The 23213-nt window shown below is 51.0% G+C and carries 21 protein-coding genes; 12 read left to right on the top strand and 9 right to left on the bottom strand.

Translation table 11 applies throughout. From position 1 onward, the window contains the following. Positions 1 to 131 precede the first annotated feature (131 nt). Positions 132 to 1520 carry a sigma-54-dependent transcriptional regulator gene (locus tag L9G74_RS12510; RefSeq protein WP_238896750.1) on the top strand — a complete coding sequence of 463 codons (1389 nt, stop codon included), beginning with the start codon at positions 132 to 134 and terminating at the stop codon, positions 1518 to 1520. Between the two features lie 2 nt (positions 1521 to 1522). After that, positions 1523 to 3649, top strand: coding sequence for a sensor histidine kinase (locus tag L9G74_RS12505; RefSeq protein WP_438944565.1), 2127 nt, complete (start codon positions 1523 to 1525; stop codon positions 3647 to 3649). A 1254-nt stretch (positions 3650 to 4903) separates the two neighbouring features. On the opposite strand, the gene L9G74_RS12500 is transcribed toward L9G74_RS12505, so the two are convergent. Continuing rightward, positions 4904 to 5398 (bottom strand): hypothetical protein, encoded by a 495-nt coding sequence (locus L9G74_RS12500; RefSeq protein WP_238896749.1) that lies wholly within the window; start codon positions 5396 to 5398, stop codon positions 4904 to 4906. Positions 5399 to 5846: 448 nt separating this feature from the next. Next, on the bottom strand, positions 5847 to 6542 hold the full coding sequence (locus L9G74_RS12495; protein WP_238896748.1) for a DNA-3-methyladenine glycosylase I: 696 nt from the start codon (positions 6540 to 6542) through the stop codon (positions 5847 to 5849). A gap of 120 nt (positions 6543 to 6662) precedes the next feature. On the opposite strand from L9G74_RS12495, the gene L9G74_RS12490 reads away from it, so the two are divergent. Next, positions 6663 to 7556: a LysR family transcriptional regulator gene (locus tag L9G74_RS12490; RefSeq protein ID WP_238896747.1), complete on the top strand. Its 894-nt coding sequence runs from the start codon at positions 6663 to 6665 to the stop codon at positions 7554 to 7556. A gap of 50 nt (positions 7557 to 7606) precedes the next feature. Beyond that, positions 7607 to 8260 (top strand): glutathione S-transferase family protein, encoded by a 654-nt coding sequence (locus L9G74_RS12485; RefSeq protein WP_238896746.1) that lies wholly within the window; start codon positions 7607 to 7609, stop codon positions 8258 to 8260. On the opposite strand, the gene L9G74_RS12480 is transcribed toward L9G74_RS12485, so the two are convergent. Both L9G74_RS12480 and prlC read right to left on the bottom strand, forming a co-directional pair. Further along, complete coding sequence (locus tag L9G74_RS12480) at positions 8257 to 8787, bottom strand: thioesterase family protein (protein ID WP_238896745.1); 531 nt, start codon at positions 8785 to 8787, stop codon at positions 8257 to 8259. The two genes, L9G74_RS12485 and L9G74_RS12480, sit on opposite strands and share 4 nt — an antisense overlap. A 231-nt stretch (positions 8788 to 9018) precedes the next feature. After that, positions 9019 to 11058 (bottom strand): oligopeptidase A, encoded by a 2040-nt coding sequence (prlC, locus tag L9G74_RS12475; RefSeq protein WP_238896744.1) that lies wholly within the window; start codon positions 11056 to 11058, stop codon positions 9019 to 9021. 245 nt (positions 11059 to 11303) lie between these two features. On the opposite strand from prlC, the gene L9G74_RS12470 reads away from it, so the two are divergent. The 7 genes from L9G74_RS12470 (at position 11304) to mog (ending at position 17747) form a co-directional block, all read left to right on the top strand. Further along, positions 11304 to 11996, top strand: coding sequence for a hypothetical protein (locus L9G74_RS12470; RefSeq protein WP_238896743.1), 693 nt, complete (start codon positions 11304 to 11306; stop codon positions 11994 to 11996). A 97-nt stretch (positions 11997 to 12093) separates the two neighbouring features. Then, positions 12094 to 12537 carry a hypothetical protein gene (locus L9G74_RS12465; RefSeq protein WP_238896742.1) on the top strand — a complete coding sequence of 148 codons (444 nt, stop codon included), beginning with the start codon at positions 12094 to 12096 and terminating at the stop codon, positions 12535 to 12537. Positions 12538 to 12646: 109 nt separating this feature from the next. Next, entirely contained in the window at positions 12647 to 14002 is a 1356-nt protein-coding gene (gene gorA / locus L9G74_RS12460; protein WP_238896741.1) for a glutathione-disulfide reductase, read from the top strand. A 90-nt stretch (positions 14003 to 14092) separates the two neighbouring features. Continuing rightward, on the top strand, positions 14093 to 15232 hold the full coding sequence (locus L9G74_RS12455) for a DNA alkylation repair protein (RefSeq protein ID WP_238896740.1): 1140 nt from the start codon (positions 14093 to 14095) through the stop codon (positions 15230 to 15232). A gap of 112 nt (positions 15233 to 15344) precedes the next feature. Continuing rightward, positions 15345 to 15836 carry an NlpC/P60 family protein gene (locus L9G74_RS12450; RefSeq protein WP_238896739.1) on the top strand — a complete coding sequence of 164 codons (492 nt, stop codon included), beginning with the start codon at positions 15345 to 15347 and terminating at the stop codon, positions 15834 to 15836. A gap of 180 nt (positions 15837 to 16016) precedes the next feature. After that, entirely contained in the window at positions 16017 to 17141 is a 1125-nt protein-coding gene (locus L9G74_RS12445) for a GGDEF domain-containing protein (protein WP_238896738.1), read from the top strand. A gap of 75 nt (positions 17142 to 17216) precedes the next feature. Next, positions 17217 to 17747 carry a molybdopterin adenylyltransferase gene (mog, locus tag L9G74_RS12440; protein WP_238896737.1) on the top strand — a complete coding sequence of 177 codons (531 nt, stop codon included), beginning with the start codon at positions 17217 to 17219 and terminating at the stop codon, positions 17745 to 17747. Positions 17748 to 17820: 73 nt separating this feature from the next. Here mog and L9G74_RS12435 read toward each other — a convergent pair whose 3' ends face one another. The 3 genes from L9G74_RS12435 to L9G74_RS12425 form a co-directional block, all read right to left on the bottom strand. Continuing rightward, positions 17821 to 18741, bottom strand: a complete 921-nt coding sequence (locus L9G74_RS12435; RefSeq protein ID WP_238896736.1) for a DUF2989 domain-containing protein — start codon at positions 18739 to 18741, stop codon at positions 17821 to 17823. A 250-nt stretch (positions 18742 to 18991) separates the two neighbouring features. Beyond that, entirely contained in the window at positions 18992 to 19432 is a 441-nt protein-coding gene (locus L9G74_RS12430; protein WP_238896735.1) for a DUF2057 family protein, read from the bottom strand. Positions 19433 to 19502: 70 nt separating this feature from the next. Further along, positions 19503 to 19865: a hypothetical protein gene (locus L9G74_RS12425; RefSeq protein WP_238896734.1), complete on the bottom strand. Its 363-nt coding sequence runs from the start codon at positions 19863 to 19865 to the stop codon at positions 19503 to 19505. A 271-nt stretch (positions 19866 to 20136) separates the two neighbouring features. On the opposite strand from L9G74_RS12425, the gene L9G74_RS12420 reads away from it, so the two are divergent. Then, positions 20137 to 20301, top strand: coding sequence for a hypothetical protein (locus tag L9G74_RS12420; RefSeq protein WP_238896733.1), 165 nt, complete (start codon positions 20137 to 20139; stop codon positions 20299 to 20301). A gap of 48 nt (positions 20302 to 20349) precedes the next feature. On the opposite strand, the gene L9G74_RS12415 is transcribed toward L9G74_RS12420, so the two are convergent. Continuing rightward, on the bottom strand, positions 20350 to 22521 hold the full coding sequence (locus tag L9G74_RS12415; RefSeq protein WP_238896732.1) for a xanthine dehydrogenase family protein molybdopterin-binding subunit: 2172 nt from the start codon (positions 22519 to 22521) through the stop codon (positions 20350 to 20352). A gap of 11 nt (positions 22522 to 22532) precedes the next feature. Further along, entirely contained in the window at positions 22533 to 22994 is a 462-nt protein-coding gene (locus L9G74_RS12410) for a (2Fe-2S)-binding protein (RefSeq protein ID WP_238896731.1), read from the bottom strand. Between the last annotated feature and the right edge of the window lie 219 nt (positions 22995 to 23213).

The raw sequence follows: 23213 nt of genomic DNA, 5'->3' as shown, positions 1-23213 counted from the left end.
CACAGTTAGACTAAAAAGCCCTCAGACAATTTGTCTCAACGCCACTTTAAACTGCCCCATAGTGACCAAATTTACATTAGTCAGTGATAGAATACTTACCTAACCCGTCAGAATGTCCAGCCTAATCAACTATGAGTCAAATTGATACACAGCTAAAACCATTGCCTTCAGCCGTATCAGTGCTGATTGTGGATGACGAGCCAGGGATGCGCAGTTTTTTGAGTAAAGCACTGGCAAAGAAATTTGCCTTGGTGGAAACCGCTGCCAGCATCGAAGAAGCGGAGCAACTGCGGAGCCGTTGCCACTTTGACCTGCTGATAGTGGACATTCGCCTGCCTGGCCGCAGCGGTATCGAATGGCGCGAAGCGCTGGACGACCAAGAGCGCCGTTCCGACATCATTTTTATGACCGGTTACGCCGACATGGACGTAGCGATTCAAGCGCTACGGGCGGGCGCCTCCGACTTTATCCTCAAGCCATTCCATCTCGACCAGATGATGCAATCGGTCGATCGTTGTATTGAGCGCCGCCTGTTGAAACGGGAAAACTTAATGCTGCGCCGCGATGTCTCGCTCGGCTTCTCGTCTACCTTGATTGGCAACAGCGACGCCATGACCGAAGTGAAGCGCATTATCGAGCGAGTCGCGCCAACCAATGCGGTGGTGTTGATTGAAGGCGAATCAGGCACAGGTAAAGAGTTAGTGGCGCGTCAACTGCATGCACTGAGTGGCCGCCGCGGTCCATTTGTGCCAGTAAACTGTGGCTCTATCGCGCCAGAACTGCTGGAAAGCGAACTGTTTGGTCACACCGCTGGCGCCTTTACTGGCGCCAAAGGTAACCGCGAAGGGCTGTTTAGTTTCGCCTCTGGCGGCACCATCTTCCTCGATGAAATCGGCGAAATGCCGCTGAAGATGCAAACCTCGCTGCTGCGCGTATTGGAGCAGAAATCGATTCGCCCAGTCGGCAGTGAGAAAGAGATTGCCATTGATGTGCGCGTAGTGGCCGCCACCAACCGCAAACTGCAAGAAGAAGTTGAAGCCGGTAACTTCCGTCGCGATCTGTTTTACCGCCTCAACGTACTTAATCTGACCATTCCACCACTGCGTGAACGGCCGGAGGATGTGGTGGAACTGACCCACCATTTCACCCGTCAACTCGGGGTAGAACTCGGTGTGCGCGAAGTGGTGTGGAGCCACGAAGATCTGCTCAAGTTGCAGCAGCATGACTGGCCGGGTAACACCCGCGAGCTGCGCAACATGATCGAACGCTGTCTGCTGTTGGGCAAACCACCAGCAGAGTATTGGAAAGATCTGCCAAAATCGGAACAACCCGTGCAAAGCGGTTATCCAATGGATTGGCCACTCAAAGAAGTGGAAAAAGACCACGTTACCGCGGTAGTCGCCACCCACGGCGGCAACAAATCGGCGGCCGCGCGGGTATTGGGCGTATCGCGTAAAACGCTCGACCGTAAATATAAAGAGTGGTTTGATAGCGAATCTGAGCCGGATCAGGAGTTTTAATTGTGACGCTGTTTCAACGGCTGTTTGGCGTAACTTGGCGGCAGATGCAAGCCAAGGTGCGCTATAAAATCTTGATTCTGACGCTGCTGCCGATCTTACTGACGTTAGTGAGCTTGGTGTTCATTACCATTTACTGGAATATCAGTTACACCGGCAAGCAGCTATTTATGAAAGTAAAAGCTGACTTAACTGTGGCAATCAACACGCTATCGTCAGTGCAGCAAAATCAAGAAAAGCTGCTGGATCGGATTAAAAACTCCTACGAATTTCAAACCCGCTTACGCGCATTGCAAGCGGGCGATAACAGCCAAGTGGTGGAGATCCGCCGTTTTCTCGCCGAGCAGAAACAACTACTGCACCTCGACTTTTTACAGTTCATCACCATCGATAGCGCTGCCCAAGATCCTGACGTGCGGCAGATGTTACCTAAGATGAAAGATACCGGCGTCTATTCTGGCTTGATGGTGCTGCCCGGCGCCCGCCTCGCCCGCATTGACCCTAATTTACCAGCCAAAGCGCGCTTGCCGATTATCGCCACGCCGCGCGCGCACTCGCCGTCACTGTCAGAAGAAACCCGCGGGCTACTCAGCCGCAGTTTATTGGCAATTGAAGGCAGTAGCGGTAGCCCCGCTTGGTTCCTCGACGGCGGAACCTTGATCAACGGTGACAACCGCATTGTCGACCACATTCGCGACTTGGTTTACGACCAAGGCACCTTGCCAGAACGCTCCATCGGCACTGTCACTATCTTCCTCGATAATATTCGCGTGAGTACCAACGTGCCGCTCAAAGTCGATAACATTCGCCACGCCACTGAAGGCCGCGCGCTAGGGACTTTAGTGTCGGAAGACGTACGGCAGAAAGTGCTCGATGACGGCTTGCTGTGGCTGGATCGCGCCTTTGTCTACAACGACTGGTTTATCTCCGCTTACGCACCGTTAGAGGATGTGCGCGGCCAACGCATCGGCATGATCTACACCGGTTTCTCCGAAGCGCCGTTTATCCACAACTACCTGTTAAACATCATCGAACTCGGCACCATTTTGATGCTGGTACTGCTGGTTTCTGGCATGTTGGTGTATCGCGGTGCCTACAGTTTGCTGCAACCGATTGAACGGATTCACCACGTGGTTAACGCGGTGCAGTCTGGCCGTAATCTGCGTATCGGTGAGTTAGGGCTGGAAAGCGACAACGAGCTGTCTAACCTCGCCGAACAGTTCGACAACATGCTCGATCTGCTGCAACGCCGTAATGCGCAAATTCAAGCGGCGGCCGAGCAGTTGGAGATGAAAGTTGAGCAACGTACTCGCAGCCTGCAAGAAAAGACCGAAGAGCTACAGCAAAACGTTAAACTGCTGAATGAAACCCGCCACCAGCTGGTCACCAACGAAAAACTCACCGCGCTCGGTGAACTAACCGCTGGCATCGCCCATGAGATCAACAACCCAACAGCGGTGATCCTCGGCAATATGGAGCTAATGCGCTACGAGCTAGGCGATAATGCCGCCGCGGTAGAGGAAGAGATTGAGCTGGTGATCCAGCAAGTGGGACGCATCAGCACCATCATTCGCAGCCTGCTGCAATACAGCCGTCCTGGCGAATTTAACGCGCCGATTGAGATGCAACAGACCGGGCCGATCATTGATGAGATGCAACTGCTGGTGCGCCACTCACTCGGCAAACAGGAAGTGGTATTGCTGTCTGAACTCAACGCCAGTTGTCCGGTTGAAGTGAATCGGCCACAGCTGCTGCAAGTGCTGATCAACATGGTGATGAACGCCGCCCATGCGATGGATGGCAATGGCCGTATCTGGCTGCGTACCAATGACTGGACGCTGCAAGATAAGCCGGTTGGGGTGAAGATTGAGATTGAAGACGAAGGTTGCGGTATTCCAGCCGAGCAAGTCGGCCGCATTTTTGATCCATTCTATACCACCCGCAAAGACGGCACCGGTTTGGGGTTATCCCTCAGTTACGGCTTGATTAAACGCATTGGCGGCAGCATCGAAGTGCGCTCAGAAGTGAATAAAGGCACGGTGTTTACCATCTATCTACGCCATAAAGCGCAAGAAAACCATGTACTGCCGTTCGAGGGGCTGCTGGGCAGCGCGAACCAGACCCGCCGATGACATAAAAAAAACGCCGATGAAATTCATCGGCGCAAAGAGTGTGTGAGCAATGTCGTGCTATGCAAACTCAGGGAACACCATACGAAGAAGCAGACTGCAATCTAATCCTCGTTTGGAATGAGTTTTGGAACGCAAACAAACGATAATAGTTCTCATTAACATTAGCAAGCGGTTTGCTAAAAAATTCGTCATCTTTACAATTCGCCTACCGTTGCTGCACCGTCGGCGTAATTCTAGCGTCAGTAGCATATGGCCCCGTTAAGCGATTGCTGTTAATCGACAGCGGCGGGCAGCAGATGAGCAAACAAGAGTTAGCGAGCGCCAGATAACCATGGCTGCGGCAACATTAGCCGTGCGGTATGCCGGCTAACAAGCAACGCTGGCACACTGACGATGGGAGACTCGACCATAAAAGACGGTATGACCGCTTCGAATATGTGAGATGAATGACAAGCGGTATAACTTGACGCCCAATCAAAGCGCCTTTGCGCAACTCGCAACTCGCAACTCGCAACTCAGAAATTTTAAATAAAAAAACGCCGATGAAATTCATCGGCGCAAAGAGTGTGTGAGCAATGTCGTGCTATGCAAACTCAGGGAACACCATACGAAGAAGCAGACTGCAATCTAATCCTCGTTTGGAATGATGAGTTTTGGAACGCAAACAAACGATAATAGTTCTCATTAACATTATCAAGCTATTTGCTAAAAAATTCGTCATCTTTACAATTCGTCCATATTTGCTGCGACGTCGGCGTGGGTCTCGCGTGAGTAGCGTATTGCCCAGTTAAGCGATTGCTGTTAATCGACAGCGGCAGGCAGCAGATGAGCAAGCAAGAGTTAGCGAGCGCCAGATAACTATGGCTGCGGCAACATTAGCCGTGCGGTATGCCGGCTAACAAGCAACGCTGGCACACTGACGATGGGAGACTCGACCATACAAGACGGTATGACCATGTGACATGAATGACAAGCGGTATAACTTGACGCCCAATCAAAGCGCCTTTGCGCAACTCGCAACTCGCAACTCGCAACTCAGAAATTTTAGATAAAAAAACGCCGATGAAATTCATCGGCGCAAAGAGTGTGAGTAATGTCGTGCAATGCAAACTCAGGAGCACCATAACGAACGGAGGGGTAGTGCATACCTTTCGTTAGGAATGAGTTTTGGAACGCAAACTAACGATAATAGTTCTCATTTGTGTTTGCAAACTATTTTTGCGCTCTTTACAAAATGGCAGACAACACTGCCATTTACTTGGTTGTCACTGGCTGACGCGGCGCGCCCACTTGATACCATTCGACATTACTGACCGCCGCTATAGCTTCTCTAAAAGCCACAGCATCGGTGTCTAACGCCAATAATAACGGCGTTTTAAGTCGCGTATTAGCCGCAAAACGTGGTTTAGTTAACCACTCAATCTCCACGGCGAATGAACGATTTTTTTGCGTCACAATCACGTATTTCATATCAGCCAAGGCATAGCCAGAGCTATCGATATACAGCCGCTGCTCATCCATGTTGAACGTGATCGCTTTGGGCGTACCAGCGAAACGGAAGAAGCGCACAAACAGCCAGCCCAAAGAGGCTAAGGCCAACGCAACCAAACACAACGCCTTACCACGTAAGCTATCAGGTACCGAAACCAGCGCGAGCTGGATCCACGCTACCGAACTACAGAGCCACAGCAGCAACGGCGCCATGATATAGCTGGCAAGATGCTGTTTGTTCAATTGGTAGGTATTCAAATCAATCACCTATAGATGTCTAACGTCAAAACTGAGGGCGACAGCATAGCGGAATTCATGCCGAATTAGCAGCGGCATTGAGGGCTAATTCATGGTGGCTAAGACGGTATGCCGCTAAGCAACTGTTGCGATTGGAGAATATTGCTGACAACACGAACATGGCCGTTCTGCATCACGGCAGGCCAACGCCCTTTCGCATCTCGCATCTCGCATCTCGCATCTCGCATCTCGCATCTCAATGAATTTTAGATAAAAAAATGCCGATGAAATTCATCGGCAGAAGAGTGTGTGAGCAATGTCGTGCTATGCAAACTCAGGAGCACCATAACGAACGGAGGGGTTGTGCATACCTTTCGCTAGGGATGAGTTTTGGAACGCAAACTAACGATAATCATTCTCATTTGTATTTGCAAGCGATTTTTGCATAATTTTTTAGCACTGAGACAATTTATGACGACAAGCGGTTGTCTCCAACACTACAAGCGATGATGCGGCTGATCTCCGCCATGGTGCGGCCACTACTTTGCTGCCACTGGTTAAATGCCGCTTGCACTTGGGTTAAGCCCGTTTTGGAGCTGAAACTGGCGTCCACCAGCTTATGCGTCAACAGATAACCTTTGATGTCTTCGGTCAGTAAGAAGGTGTCTTTACCGATTTTGCGCAGAAAATAGGGGCCGGTATTTCCGCCCAAACGGCTGCCTTGCTGCTTCAACACTTGCCACAGGCCGACAATCTCCTCCACCGGCCACAAAGCGATATACCGCGCTAAGCTGCCGTGATCTTGCATGATGTCGCGAATCATCAGCGCGTTGTCGTAGATAGCTTGGGTCTTCTTCAGGTGGCGAATTAACTGCGGGTCACTGGCACGGGCTTGTAGCTGCTCGGGCGACAGCAACATCACTTTATTGGGATCAAATTGAAAAAATGCCTGCTGGTAAGCGGGCCATTTGGCCTCAACCACCTTCCACACAAAGCCGCTTTGAAACACCTGCATGCTCATGGCCGACAGTAACTCGGCATCTTGATACTGCATGATCTCGTCACTGCTGAGCGTCTGCGGTAGCAGGCTTTCTAACTGCGCCTCGCCGCCCTTACGTTCACAGGCGCGAGCATAGATGTCGTCAAACTTTTCTAATGTCGCCATGCATAGTTCCTCTTAACTTATTTGCCGCTGGCGATGGCAATGAGTAATGAATTAGCAGAGATAACCAATCACTGCTTAACTTAGATTTTGGTTAACCTAACGGAACAAGCGAGCACACTTATGGACGCCACCCATCTTTATCGCATGCTGGTCTTTGCCAATGTGGTCGAGCAAGGTTCACTCACTGGTGCGGCACAACAGCTAGGCATTAGCCGCTCGATGGTGAGCCAGCATCTAAAAACGTTAGAAACCAAATTGCAGCAGCAACTGCTACAACGCACCACCCGCAGTTTAGCGCTGACCGCCGCCGGAAAAGATTACTATGAACACTGCGCCGAACTCACGCGCATGGCAAAACAGGCCGCTGCCGCCATCACAGTATCTAACGAACAACTCTACGGCAGTATTAGACTTTCAGTGCCCGAGGCTTGGGGCACATTAAAATTATTGCCGCAATTAGGTAAATTTCATCGCCAACATCCACAGTTACAGCTTAATCTATCTTTGGAACAAGCTGATTACATGTCGATAACAGCATGGCAAGCTGATGTGGCGATCATCGCCAGTAGTCATGCAATTCAACAAGAAGCATTACCATTCGCACATTATCAGCAGCTAATTGTTGCTAGCGCTGAATATGTGGAGCAACATGGCAAACCGTTGCATCCAGATAATTTGCAACAGTTCCATTGGCTGGCGGCAAGTGTTAATCAACTGCCACAAAGCTGGCAGTTACACGATAGCAGCGGTCAACGCTATGAAGTTAGGCTCACCCCGTTTTCTGGGTGTAATAGCTTGTTAGCATTAAAATCATTAGTCGAACAGAGCGTAGGATTTGCCTGTTTACCCGATTACTTATGCAGGGAGGCGCTTGATCAAAGGCTTTTGGTACAACTGTTACCAAGTTACCCTTTGATGACCAGCCAGCTATTTGTAGTCCATCGTTTTGGCGAAAACATCCCGCCACGCGTGCGGGTATTGTTGAAGTTTTTCCAAGAGAACTTTGCCGATTAAGCTCCAGCAGAACTACAGTTAACTGGCTGCTAAGTTTGGAGCCGTCCACTATGGAGCTTTATTACCATCCGTTGTCCCGTTCATGCCAAAAAGTGCTGATTGCACTGTATGAGAAGCAGGCCAACTTTTTTCCGCGTTTAGTGAATCTACATGATCCGGTAGAGCGGCATAACTATATGGAAATGTTTCCGCTGGGGCAGTTACCGCTGCTAAGAACCCGCGGAGGATGGCAAATCTCGGATTCCAGCATCATCATCGAGTATATCGACCAACACGTTACCGATAACACTCAGCTGTTTCCAACCGATTCGGTGCTCAACATTCGCAGCAAAATGCTCGACCGTTTAGTGGATAACCAGCTGTATCACATCATGTATGAAATCGAGCGTCATCACCGTCTGCCGCAACAGATGCAGCAGCCGCTTTTACTGCGCCAGTTACATAAGCAACTCGATATCATTTTGACCGAATTTGATAAGCAGGTTGAGGGGCATTACTGGTTGTGTGGTGATGGCTTTACCTTGGCCGACTGTGCACTGATCCCCGCATTGGCAAGCCTGCCCGCCGAGGTACAGTTGATGGAATATTTCGAGCTTAATCGATATTGGCAACAGGCGCAGCTACGCGGCTCTTGGCTGTTGGTTAAAGATGAAATCGACCAAGCCAAACAAGCGCTACACACCGGCATTCAACCGCCGCCCTAAAGGTTCTCTGCTTTTTTACGTTGTAACATCAGCTTCCATTCTTCGACCGCCGCAGGCAACTGCGGCATCACGCCGTCAAACCCCACTTGCGCCACTAACTCCTGCGAGCTGATTTTGCGGCCTTTGCAGACAAACAAACCGCGCACATTGGCGATGGCATGCAAGCCCCGCTCGCTGACAAAACGTTGTTCGATATAGAAATACTTATCATCCCAACCTAATACCCGCGTATCTAAATGAAATGGCTGTAACGGCTTAATGTCTTTGATAAAAGTGAATTCAGAGGCGTTCACTACTGGCAACCATTTGAGCTTAAGTAGTGGCTTCAGTTGCCCCATTTCCGCCAGCATGTATGTGCGGCCAAGATCCATCAAGGCTGGGTAACGCGCGTTGGTCAGATGCATATTGATATCGCAGTCCGATGGCCACACGCGATGCGCCATACGGCTGGTTTCCAAAAAACCAATGGAGCTGATGTTGCGCATCCGCCACACAAATAGCCAAAACAAGCGAAAATACAAGTTCATGAAGCAACAGTCCTTTTTAATAGCGGCAATTAATCTAACACATCCCCCACCTAGCTTGACAAGCGACAGCACCAACAAAATATTTCAATAAAAATCAATTGATTAAACTAACAATTTAAACGCCACATGTTAAGCCGTAACTGGATAGCAGCGATGACTCGCCATCTTTTGGCGCCACAAAGTAAAAAACCGGCTCAAGCGCCGGTTCTTCGATTAACACAATTTACTCGCTTAGGCGGTAATGCCTGAGTGACGCAGCAAAGCATCAATGTTAGGTTCGCGACCGCGGAAATTCACGAATAAAGTCATTGGCTCATCAGAACCGCCTTTTTCGAGAATGTTGTGCAGGAAGCTGCGGCCAGTGTCTTCGTTAAAGATGCCTTCTTCCTCAAAGCGAGAGAACGCATCGGCTGACAACACTTCCGCCCATTTGTAGCTGTAGTAACCCGCCGCATAACCCCCAGCAAAAATGTGCGAGAAGCCGTTTTGGAAGCGGTTAAATTCTGGCGGGATCACTACCGCCACTTGCTGACGCACTTCATCCAACACCTGTTGCACCCGCGCGCCGACGGCTGGGTCATATTCGTGGTGCAAACGGAAATCAAACAGCGAGAATTCCAACTGGCGCACCATCGCCATGCCGGATTGGAAGTTTTTCGCCGCTAGCATTTTATCCAGCATCGCTTTTGGCAGTGGTTCGCCAGATTGGTAGTGACCAGAGATCTCCGCTAACGCTTCTTCTGACCAACACCAGTTTTCCATAAATTGGCTGGGCAACTCGACCGCGTCCCACGCCACACCGCTGATGCCAGACACGCCGCCGACGTCTATTTGGGTCAGCATATGGTGAATGCCGTGACCAAATTCGTGGAACAACGTGGTCACTTCATCATGGGTAAACAGCGCTGGCTTGTCGCCGACAGGGCCGTTGAAGTTACAGGTCAGATACGCCACTGGTTTTTGCAACCCGTTTGGCGTTTGGCGACGGCTACGGCACACATCCATCCACGCACCGCCACGTTTGCCTTCGCGGGCATACAAGTCGAGGTAGAAGCTGCCGCGATGGGTGTTGTTCTCATCAATGATGTGGAAAAAGCGCACATCTTTGTGCCAAGTATCCACGCCTTGTTGCTCTTCCACGCGCATGCCGAACAGGCGTTTCACGGTGTAAAACAAACCGTTTAATACGCGATCTTCAGGGAAGTAAGGGCGCAGCTCTTCTTGAGAGATTTCGTAGGTGTGTTGCTTGAGTTTTTCGGCATAGAACGACAAGTCCCACGACGCCATTTCCTCCACACCGTAATGTTCTTTGGCGAACGCTTTCAGCTCGGCTAATTCCGCTTTGGCTTGCGGCTTGGAGCGCAGCGCCAACTCATTCAAAAAGGCGATCACTTGCGCGGGCGATTCCGCCATTTTGGTGGCGAGTGATTTGTCGGCGTAACTGTCAAAACCCAGCAGTTGTGCCAGCTCGAAGCGCAGCGCGAGAATTTCATCAATCACGGGTGAGTTATCAAACTCACCCGCATTCGGGCCTTGCTCTGAGGCGCGAGTGCAGAAAGCGCGATACAGCTCTTCCCGCAAGGCGCGGTTGTCGCTGTACATCAATACGGGCAAGTAAGACGGAATATCCAGCGTAAACAACCAGCCGTCTTTCTCTTTGGCTTCGGCCATCGCTTTCGCCATGGCTACGGCAGATTCTGGCAACCCCGCCAGTTCGGCTTCATCGGTGATCAACTTGTGCCATGCGTGAGTCGCATCTAACACTTGGTTGGCAAACTTACTGGTCAGTTCTGACAGACGTTTGACGATTTCGCCGTAACGGGCTTTTTGCGCATCTTCCAAACCGATGCCAGACAGTTCAAAGTCACGCAGCGCATGTTCAATCACGGTTTGCTGTGGTTGGCTCAGTGTGGCGAACTCGGCCGATTCATGCAGCGATTTATACGCTTGGTACAAGCCTTGGTGCTGGCCGACATAGGTGCCGTATTCCGATAGCAGCGGCAAACACGCATCGTGCGCCGCACGCCAGCTATCGTTACTCATCACTGAGTTCAAATGCGATACCGGCGACCAGATATTACCGAGTTCATCATCCACTTGTTCCAGTGGCGCCACTAAGTTATCCCAAGTGTAGGGGCCGCCGCTGGCGAGCACGGCATCGATTTTACTGCGACAAGCAGCTATCGCTTGCTCAACGGCGGGTTGAATGTGCTCGGCTTTGAGTTGCGAAAAGGCTGGCAATTCCGCTGGGGTAACGAGTGGATTGGTCATGATGATTCCTTGCGCGTTGTAATGCGAATATGTGGTTATAAATAAGGTCTGCCACGCTGTTTATCAAGGCTTAGCAAGCGATCACCCTGATTGATTTTTCCAGCAAGACGTTACACCACTCACAAATTTGCACTTAATTGGCTATTTTTTGTTAACCACCGCCAAAAGTGATGCCGAGTTAAAATTTTTGTTCATTAATCGCACCAATAATAAAACCGATTCTCATTTACTCTTGGAATAACACAATGAAAACTGGGTGCCTACTGCCATTTATCGCCTGCTGCTGTGTGGGTTACAGCTATGCAGCAGAAACCGCCATCTATGTCGATTGGGAGAGTAAATACATCTCTGAAGGCCGCAATAATTTGCCCAGTGGCGGTGTGATTTGGAGTGGTATCGATTACCAAAATGGCAGTGTATTACTGTTTGAGCGCCAAGGTGTTGCCAGCAGCGAAAACTATGTCGAGTTTAATGGCGGTATCGGCTATCAGCTGCAATTTGATGATTGGCAACTCATTGGCAGTTACACCCGCTTGGAGTTTTTCGGTGATGAACGCTGCCACGATAACGAACTCGCCGCCGCGCTCGAATATCAAGCGTGGCAGTGGCTAACGCCCTCGCTGGTTTATACTCATGCAACGGCAGCCAACGGCGGCTTTTTGGAATTCACGCTAGCCGGTCATTGGCCGCTTAATGATAGCCTCGAACTATCGCCCTATGTCACCCAAGGCTGGGATTTTGGCTTTGCCACCGCCGACTATGATGGCCGCAACAACTTGCAATTTGGCGTTATCGGCGAGCTGCAACTCAACCCACAACTGGCATTGTCATTACATGTCAGCCGTAGCATCGCCCAGCAAGACATCAAACATGAGCAAGGCGATCAATGCCAAGCCCAGCAAACCTTTGGCGGGGTGATGTTCAGTTATCAGTTCTAAATTAAACACTGGTGCGCAACAGCGGCCATGTTTACACTGACAATTCCGCCTTGCCGCAATTACCGCCAACGGAATGGCTTCTCACGGAGGACACGGAATGTCACTCGCGCCACACCTCACGCTCAGCCTATTGCTATTGGTTGCCAGCAGTCACCTCATCGCCACTGAACTCACTAACAACACACCGCTCAAGCACCCGCAGGAGCAAGCATTAGATGCCGACGGCAACCCGATCCCACTGCCAACCGAGTATGCGCCCGCACTGGAATATCACGCCCATGAGGCGTTGGTCACGCCCGTTAAGGTTAGCCCTCAGCGCCATAGAACGCGCCAGTCGGCCAAGGCTGATAAAGTGGCGGATGACGCAGGATGTCGCTGGCTGCACAGCCGCATGGGCGAATTGAAACGGCGGTTAAAGTCGGATACCCGCTTAGCCGAATACTTTCATGATGAAATCAACCAGTACCAACAGCAGTGGCAATGCTTGAAGTGTGCTGGTGCCGGGCCTGCCGCAGGCGACCACGCGCGATGTGGCTTATAGTTGGTCATGTGCAAGGCTAGCAAGGCCAGTTAAATCTCCCTACAATGGCTTCCATTAATCAGCTCGTGGGGCCAATTTTGGCCAGCCAATCCAAGCAATGGAGTAAAACATGGCACAGCATTTTGACTATATCTGCCTCGGGGCAGGCAGCGGCGGCATCGCTTCTGCCAATCGCGCGGCAATGCGCGGCGCAAAGGTACTACTGATTGAAGCCAAACAGCTGGGTGGCACCTGCGTTAACGTGGGTTGTGTACCGAAAAAAGTGATGTGGTACGGCGCCCACATCGCCGAAGCCATGAAACTGTACGCCGCAGATTATGGCTTTGATGTCAGCATCAACAAGTTTGATTGGCAAACGCTGGTTAACAGCCGCGAAGCTTACATCGAGCGCATTCACGGTTCTTACGAACGCGGCTTGGGCAATAACAAAGTCACCGTGGTGAACGGTTACGGCCGCTTTGTGGATAATCACACCATCGAAGTAAACGGCGAGCACTACACGGCTGACCATATTCTGATCGCCACTGGCGGCGCGCCAACGATTCCGAACATTCCCGGCGCGGAATACGGCATCGACTCAGACGGCTTTTTTGCCCTGACCGAACAACCCAAACGCGTGGCGGTGATCGGCGCTGGTTATATCGCGGTGGAGATTGCTGGCGTATTGCAGGCACTCGGCAGCGAAACCCACCTGTTTGTGCGTAAACACGCGCCACTGCGTAACTTCGACCCGATGTTGTATGAAACATTGGTGGAAGCCATGGCCGCCGATGGTCCAACCTTGCATACCCACAGCGTGCCAAAATCGGTCATCAAAAATAGCGATGGTAGCCTGACGCTGACACTAGAAAATGATGAACAATATGAAGTTGATAGCCTGATCTGGGCCATTGGCCGTCATCCATCTACCGGCAATATCGGCCTCGAAAACACCGATGTGGCGCGCGATGAACGTGGCTACATCATCACTGATGCCCAGCAAAATACCGCTGCAGAAGGCGTGTACTGTGTCGGCGACATCATGGCCGGCGGTGTTGAGCTAACGCCAGTCGCGGTGAAAGCGGGTCGTCTGTTATCAGAACGCCTCTTTGGCAAACTGCCCGATGCTAAGATGGATTACGACTGTATTCCAACCGTGGTGTTCAGCCACCCACCTATTGGCACCATGGGCTTATCTGAACCAGAAGCGAAAGACCGCTACGGAGCAGAAAAAGTGAAGGTTTACACCTCGAGCTTTACCGCCATGTACACCGCAGTGACCGCGCACCGTCAGCCATGCAAAATGAAACTGGTCTGCGTCGGCGCAGAAGAGAAAGTGGTCGGTATTCACGGCATCGGCTTTGGTATGGACGAGATCCTGCAAGGCTTTGGCGTGGCGATTAAGATGGGCGCGACCAAAGCTGATTTTGATGCGGTGGTAGCGATTCATCCGACCGGTGCTGAAGAGTTCGTGACGATGCGCTAGTCATTTGATTTTAATAAAAAAGGTCGCATAAGCGGCCTTTTTTATCGATGACACAGAATTTTGCCTCCCTCCACCACTGGTGACCTCGTTATGTCTGAACCGTTTAAGAACGTATTTAACCAGCAGTTAGTGCTCAAGCTTGCCAAGCAGATACAACAGGTTCACCACACCTTTGATGGAGCAAGCTTTGTTAGTTCGATCAACAGCAAACTAGACCATCTTGAGCTTAAACAGCGTAGTGATCTGATTTGTGAACAGCTCACTCGATTTTTGCCGCAAGACTTTCTTGAGAGTAGCGCAATACTCCAGCGCTTACTTGGTGACACAGTTGATGCCAATGCGCTCACTGCCACCAGCGACCAAGATCAACAGGGTTTAAGTGGTTGGGCGATAATGCCGCTGGCAGATTATGTCGCAAAGCATGGTATGCAGCATTTTGATGTTTCTATGCTGCTACTAAAAGAGATGACCAAGCGATTCAGCTCAGAGTTTGCCATCCGCCCTTTTTTAGATCGGCATACTGAACAAGCGATGCAGATCATGCATCAGTGGGCTGTGGATGAAAATGAGCATGTTCGTCGTTTAGCCAGCGAAGGCTCAAGACCTCGTTTACCTTGGGGCATGAGACTGCATAAGTTTGTGCAAGATCCTCAGCCGGTTTTATCGTTGCTCGACAAGTTGAAAGATGACCCAAGCGAATATGTACGCCGCTCGGTTGCCAATAATCTCAACGATATTAGTAAAGACCATCCAGATCTGATTGCCCAGCTAGCGGCGGATTGGTTAATCAATGCGAACAAGCAGCGTCAAAAGTTAGTGGCACACGCTTGCCGTAGTTTGATTAAAGCAGGACACCCTGCAACCTTGAAAGCACTAGGTTATCGTGATGCTGAATTGGGCGTCTGCTCATTGCAGTTATCAGCATCAGAACTCATTTATGGTGGGTCGATGCAATTGACCGCGAGTATTACATCAACAGCAAAACATCCGCAGTCTTTGATGATTGATTATGTGGTCCATCACCAAAAAGCCAACGGTGCTACATCTCCGAAAGTGTTTAAATGGCGCACCGCTGAACTCGGCGCAGGCAAAACACTCACTATCGCTAAAAAACATACCATCAAACCCATTACCACCCGAGTGTATTACCCTGGAACGCATAAAGTGGAATTGCAGATCAATGGTCTGGTGGTGGCACGAGGGGAATTTGAGCTAGTGATGCCGGGCTAGCGGCGCTAGTCCAGATGCCAAATAGTGCAATGACGCTGCGCTAATGCACTGATCATTGTCTAGATCATCATTGAACTGCTAGTCTGAAACATATCATCGCCCGTAGGAAAAGATGTTGCGCGCCTATTTATCCGTATCGTTGTTATTGTTCATGCTGTTACTGGCCGGTTGTAGCAGTGCGCCGGAGCCCACTAAGGTGGCAGCGCCAAGCCCCAACCAACTGTTATTACCAGTAAAAACACTGGCGGCCTTTGAGCAGCAGTGGCGTGGCGTACCCTATCGTTATGGCGGCAGCAGCAAACGCGGCATTGATTGCTCTGGTTTTGTGCAACTCACCTATCAGCAACTAGCGCGGATGAATTTACCGCGCACCACCGAGGAACAAGCAAGCCGCGGCGTCAAAGTGGCACGTTCAGAGTTGGTGAGTGGTGATTTAGTCTTTTTTAAGACCGGTTGGAGTAGCCGCCATGTGGGTATTTACCTGAGCCATAACAACTTCATGCACGCCTCCACCAGCGAAGGCGTTACCATCTCCTCGCTCAACACGCCCTATTGGCGCGATGCCTTTTGGCAAGCACGGCGCTTGATTGCCATCACACAATGAGGAATGCGCCTGTTTGATTTAACATTTTATTTACGTTAACCGATGTACTCACGCGTCAACTGCTTATACTATGAGCTGTTGACGACTACAGCGATATTTTTAACAGCAAGGATTGCCAATAATACCAGACCCGCTAGCACCGAGTATTTGCACAGCAGGCAATTCATTTTTGAGGCAACGATGTCAATGGTTGTGCGCTTTCTTAATAAAATTCAAAACGATGTACCCATTAGCCAGTCACACCAAACCCACGATTTTCACACTTGGGCGTTGCGCACACGCCTGCCACAAATTCGTTATATCGCGCTCGTCACCACGCTGCTGTACCTGATTTACACCGTCGTCGAATATACGGTTGTACCCAACTACAACGCTGAGCGATTTTTCTTTCACGCGGTGTTGGTGCCGTCCGTCATGGCGACCGTAGGGATTTTGACGCATTTTCCTCGGCACCATCGCGCCATGTTGCTGTTGTTGATATTGGCGCCCATTGGGGCCAATACTATCAACGTTTATCTCAATCTCAGCTCGCGCTATTTTGTCTATTTTGCCCCTGAGTTTTATCTCAGCATCATGTGGATTTTTGCCATTTCTGGCCTGCGGCTCAAACATGCGTTTATCTCCGCCAGCAGCAGTTGCGTGGTTATTATCGGCGCCAGTGTTATGACCGATCTGCCTAGCACCTTTATCAACCTACACATCATGTGGCTGTTTTCCGCCTTTAGCTTTGGCTTTGTCTGCGCCTTGGTATTGGAGCGCACGCACTACTCGCTGTATGAGAAAAATCTCGAACTCGCCGCACTCGCCAGCCGCGATCCACTGACTCAACTGTGGAACCGTGAAAAGATGTCGCAGCTATTTACGCTTGAACAACAACAGGTGGCCGCCCATAAACAGCCGATGTCATTGATCATGCTGGATATTGACCACTTTAAGGCGGTGAACGATGAATTCGGTCACGATGCTGGCGATAAAGTGCTGTCGCACTTTGCCACCTTGCTGCGGCGCAACGTCCGCAAGCAAGACCATGTTGGTCGCTTTGGTGGCGAAGAGTTTTTTATTATTTTGCCCAACACCGACGGGACTCAAGCACTGCAAGTGGCGCAGCAGCTACAACAGTGCATCAACCAACACCAGTTTCCGGTGGTCGGCCATAAAAGTGCCAGCATTGGTGTGACGGAAGCGCAATACGTGCATGAGACCTTATCGCAGCTGATGCGCCGCGCCGACATCGCGTTATACCAAGCCAAAGCGCAAGGGCGAGACAACGTCGTCTACTTAGCCGCAAGCGCCACCGCAACATAACCCACACAGGCTCTTTCGGCGCGATTATGCTATTGTGGCGCTTTTATACTGCCGAACAAGATTGTGGAGTAAACCATGGGAAAAGCCAAAATCGGCATTGTGACTGTCAGTGACCGCGCCAGTGCTGGCGTGTATGAAGATCTGTCAGGCAAAGCCATTATCGATACCCTTAACGATTATCTCACCAGCGAATGGGAACCGGTTTATGAGGTGATCCCAGATGAGCGCGATGTAATTGAAGCCACCTTGATCCGCATGGCAGACGAAGACGGCTGCAGTTTAGTGGTCACCACCGGCGGTACTGGCCCAGCCAAACGCGATGTCACCCCAGAAGCCACCGAAGCGGTGTGTGACCGCATGATGCCAGGCTTTGGCGAACTGATGCGTCAGGTGTCACTGCAATATGTGCCAACGGCGATTTTGTCACGTCAAACTGCCGGATTACGTGCCGATACGCTGATTGTTAACTTGCCCGGCAAACCAAAATCGATTCGTGAATGTTTGGATGCGGTGTTCCCGGCCATTCCTTACTGCATCGACTTGATGGAAGGCCCGTATTTGGAATGCAATGAAGCGGTGATCAAGCCGTTCCGTCCGAAAAAATAAGCGCCATTAGCGCCGCGTTAACAGCACAACGCCGAACTCAAGGTTCGGCGTTGTTGTATGAGCGATTTAACCGCTAGCGCGTCGTGGGTGAGGTGACTGCGCCGCTGACGCTGGCGTTATCGGTTGAAGCGGCCACTGGAGCTTGTGCCACAGGTTCAGTGTAAGCTAAACGATCAGGCCAATGGCTTTGTTGGTATTCGCCCCGCTGCAATGCTTGCGCTAACTGCTGGGCCTCCGTATCTAAGCCCGCCTGTGCGGCGCGACGCGCCCCCAAACTGTCAGTTAACATGCGTTGATTCACGCCGCGATCGGTCAACACTACATTGGTTTTTTGTAGCAGGTATTTTAACTCGACATCCGGTGTTACGCTGGCGAGCGCTAACAGCCAATCCGCCACAAACTGCTCTGGCGTAGCATTTTGCAGTGCCTGCAAAAATAGCTCGCGCGCTTGCTCAGGTTCACTGCGCAAACGCTCGGTGCCCAGCCCCGCCAAAATGTAGGCATCTTGAATTTTATGCTGTTGCTGGAGCGTATTCAGCACTTCGAGCGCACTACGGTCGCTTAATTTAGTCCAGTGATAATAGGCCAAATGGGCATTGTCACGCCCTTGTGTTTGCTGCTGTAACGCCTGCAAACTTTCGGAGGTTAACGCATAAGCGCGTTGGGCATTACTGGTCAGTGATGGGTTATTCACATGCTGAATCCCCGCCGCCCGCTTCAAGCAGGTGTTATACGACTCCAAGGCTTGCAGCAGTTTAAACTGGGTTTCATCATCAGCGCTGACTTGTTGGCGCTTGATTGCCAAGCGTAACTCCAACAACGGCGTACGCCGCTCGCGGCACGTTGCATCTAAATCTAAATCGCGGCACACCTGCGGATTATCATGACAAATTTCTGCCAAGGGTGATTTGCCACCACAGCCAGCTAATAACAGTAGACCGACCACACTTGCAGCTCCGACACCAAGTTTTGCGACTGAATTCGACTTAGCCATACTACTCAACAACACTCATGAAGATTGGTGATCCATTACCTGTAAACAGCGGTGCTAACCGCCGATAGCACCAAGGTACTATGGCGACGATGTTCAGATAATCCCTTATGAATAAGCGACCTATCATCACATTTTCTTAATTTTTTAGCACGTTCGATATCACGACTCGACAAAAAATCTGCACATTTCAGCGATAAAAAGCCCCGCTGGGAGCGGGGCTGGCTTACTGGGGAAGTTACACCGTGAACAATTAGCGACGCGCTAACAATTGCGTCAGCAACGCCGCTTGCGATTGCAGTTGCACGGTAGCGCTACCGCCTTGGTTATCAGTCAATTGCAGTTGTGGCTGTTTGACAAATGCACGGGCATCAGCCGCATTTTGGATCACTGGAGTAGCCAAGGTTAACTGTGCCTGATCACCCACCTTAATGTGTGCAAACAAGGTTTTGGAGCTAACCCAATCGCCAGAATCATCGGCATACGCACTAAAATAATCATTGTATTTCAGGGTGATAAGGTGGTCGCCAGCGCTCAGGTTAATGTTAGCCAGCGGGCTAACCGCTTGACCGTCGATGCTGCTAATTTCAATGCTATCTGGAACCTTCAGCGTAGCGGCAGAAGCCAGTGGAGCAACAACAGCAGTAAGAGTCAAAGAAGCGGCAATAACAGTTTTAGTCAGAGAGATACACATAGTCATAATTCCCAAATTAAATAACGTAAATGAGTTAAATCGTAGAGATTAGCCGCACAGGTGCGGTGATTTACGCCAAATTTGGGGGAGGAGTTTGTACATGACTATACGCAGTTTGTACGCTCCAAAGCGGTACGTTAATACGTTGAGTCACTTGGTTGACTGGCACAGAAACGCCAAAATCGGTGATAGCAGAAACCGCGCTGCAATGTGCCGCGCAACCTGCCAAAGAGGAACAATGGTCTGCAGACATCTGACAATGACAACCATCACTACCTTGGCAACAGTCCATGGTTGTGGTCGCGCTATGTTGGCTGGCGGTAGCCATGCTAGCTGCTGTTTGTGGCATCGACATAGCAAAGCTGTGGTTAGCAATAATGCCTTGCCCCACCAGCGTCAATATCAATGTGATTACCAACAACAGATTACGCATCTAAACTCGCCATCGCTGCAAACTATGTGGTCTACCCTAGACCTGTGCTAAACAAGATTCAAGCGCTAATCATGTCCAAAAAACCGATCTTAGCCTTAGCTCACATTTTGCAAAATCAACCTCATTTTTGGTGACCGACTCAAACCACTACAGCAGTAGAACAGCAAATAAGCGCTGCCACTTAAGTAAATCTGTAATCACATTTGAATATTGCCAGCAGCAAAGCCACGGCCCATGATGAACAAATCGTGTTTTAAGGAATAACAAACAGATGCGTTTGAATTGGTCACAAGCTGTTGATGTCACAATTGATAAATTCACTGAAACTCTACCAGCCGACGCGCTCGACCGCGCTAAGTACGCGGAATACCTAACCAACTTTCTGGTCGGTAAAGGCCAACTCACTAACAAAGCAGCGATGGTGCGTTCCCGATAAAAAGCCGCTTCGACAAGCGGCTTTCAGTCATAAACTTCGCAGTAGCGACTATGCGAACATCTCTGGCTTGATAGGCAGTTGCCGTACCCGCTTGCCCGTCGCCACAAATAACGCGTTGCATAAGGCGGGGATCACTGGCGGCAGAGCGGGCTCGCCCAAACCGGTGGTGGGATTGTCGGACGGGAGAAACTCCACTTCTACAGGCGGCACGGCGTCCATGGTCAGCAACTTGTGTTGATGGTAGTTGCTCACTTGGGCGCCGCCATCAATTTCTACCTTTTGATACAAGGCTTGCGATAAACCTTCGAGTATCGAACCTTGCACTTGGTGCTGCGCGCCGCTGGGGTTGACGATGAATTGCCCGACATCGCCGACCGCCCACACTTTTTCAATGCTGATGGCGCCTTTGGCGTCAACGCTGGCATGCACCACCTCGGCAAAGTAACCGGCATGGCTGTAATAACAGGCGATGCCTTTCCCTTGACCTTTAGGCAGTGTTTTGCCCCAGCCGCTGAGTTGCCCCACCCGCTCTAATACCGCTGCCATCCGTTGTGGCGCGAAGCCGTTAGCGGGTTTGGCATCACTGCGGCGCAATAACGCCAGTTGAAACGCTAATGGATCTTGCCCCGCAGCGTGCGCCACTTCATCCAGCATACATTGGAACACAAAGCCCATGGCATTACTGGTGGGCGCGCGTAGCCAGCCGGTGGGAATTTGCGCTGCAATCAACGAGCTGCCGTACTGCAAATGCGGCACAAAGCCGATAGGGAATTCCGACGCGTGCATACTCGCCGCTAACAAGGGACGGCCGTTGTGACCAAAGCTGACAAAGTGATCGCTAAACGCGTGCAGTTGGCCGTTGGCATCTAGCCCCGCTTTAAACTTGTGATAACCACCGGGGCGATAATAGTCATGCTGAAAATCATCCTGCCGGTTCCACAGTAATTTGACCGGTGCTTGCGCCTGTTTGGCAATCCACGCTGCCTCAACCATGTAGTCATTAAACAAGCGCCGCCCAAAACCGCCACCCATGCGGGTCACATGCACGGTGATATCGTCTTCGTTGATGTTCAATGCATCAGCCACTTGGCGCCGACCACGATCTGGCGCTTGCGATGGCACCCACATGGTGAGTTTATGTTGCTGCCACACGGCGGTGCAGTTGTTTGGTTCTAACTGGCCGTGGGCGATAAACGGATAACGATATTCGGCCTCAATAACTTTGCTGCACTCGCTAAAGCCCTGCGTTACATCGCCTTCACGGCTGAGCGTGGCCGCTGGCGGCTGTTGCCACAGTTGCTCGGCTTGTTGGTCAAACGACGGGCTATTTTGCTGTTTAGCCCAGCCTTCATCCCATTCCACCTCTAACTGCCGTCGCGCTTTTTCGGCTTGCCACCAGCTATCAGCCACAATGGCGATTCCGCTGCTGATACCTTGAAAATCGTCCACGCCATCAACTACAAAGGCATGCCGTACACCCGGCAGCTTAGCGATTTGGGCCACATTGCTGCGACGCACTTTGCCGCCAAACACCTGGCATTTGTGGAATACGGCATACAGCATGTCGGGCAGATCCACATCAATACCAAACAGCGGCTGCCCCGTGACGATGGCGTCATTATCCACGCCGGTGGTGAACTTGCCGATCAGGGTAAATTCGCTCGGCTTTTTCAGGGTAACTTTGTCGAGTGTAGGCGCATCGAGCTTGGCTGCGGCGGCGGCTAACTCGCCATAGGTTTTGCTGCGACCGGACGCCTGATGCAACACACGGCTGTTGCTGGCGCGACATTCACTGGCGGGCACTTGCCACTGCTGCGCCGCGGCGGCGATCAGCATCTGCTTGGCGGCAGCACCAATGCGACGATGTTGGTCAAAATGGCTGGGAATGCTGCGACTGCCGCCGGCGGATTGTCGGCCGTAAGTGGCACTGTCGAGAGGCGCGGTTTCAACAATAACGTTAGCCCAGTCAGCGTCCAACTCGTCGGCAATCACCATAGTCAAACTGGTTTTAATGCTCTGCCCAATCTCGGGGATCACTGACATGATCTCAATCATGCCGCTGCTGTGAATACGAATATGGGCACTCAAGTGCGCCATGTCGTCGGTTTCAGCGGCATTAGCTTGTCGCCAAGGTGGCAGATACAAGCTCAGTAAAAAGCCACCACCCAGCGCGGCGCTAGCTTGCAGAAAACGACGTCGTTGTGGATTAGCGATCTGCATAGTCCGCCCTCCTAGGCTTCTTGCTCAGCAGCATGCTGAATGGCTTGTTTGATGCGGTGATAAGCCGCGCAACGGCAGAAGTTACGTTTCATGCCATCGCCAATCTGTTGCTCGGTGGGTTTGGGAAACTGCCGCAGTAACGACACGGCTTGCATGATCTGCCCCGCTTGGCAGTAGCCGCATTGCGGCACATCGAGGATTTTCCACGCCTGTTGCAGCTTAGCGCCAATCGCATCGGTGCCGATGCCTTCAATGGTGGTAATCGCCTTATCGCCAACGCGGCTGATGGGTGTGACACAACTGCGCACCGGCTCGCCATCAAGGTGGACGGTACAGGCGCCGCATTGCGCCATGCCGCAGCCAAATTTAGTGCCTTTGAGTTTTAAAGTATCGCGTAGTACCCATAACAGTGGGGTATCAGCATCGACGTCCGCTTCCAGTTGCTGACCGTTAACCTTAAGTGGGTATTTCATGACAGCTCTCCTTATTGTCGTTGTTCTCTAAGACGGCGATCCTTTAGATAACAATAAAATACCCACAATATTGCTGCTGTTTTATTAAACAACGATTAATAACCTAAAAGAATAAATACAGCGAGTTATAGAAGCATTTTGCATTGCAGCCAATCGTCCATGATTGTGGCGTTTACGGGTTATTCACTGGTCAAATGCGGCAATAACGCTTAGTATTCT

The sequence above is a fragment of the Shewanella electrica genome (genome assembly GCF_022321485.1).
GTDB lineage: Bacteria > Pseudomonadota > Gammaproteobacteria > Enterobacterales > Shewanellaceae > Shewanella > Shewanella electrica.
Note: the sequence above shows the minus strand (reverse complement) of the source record. Positions and strands in the feature narration are given on the sequence as shown.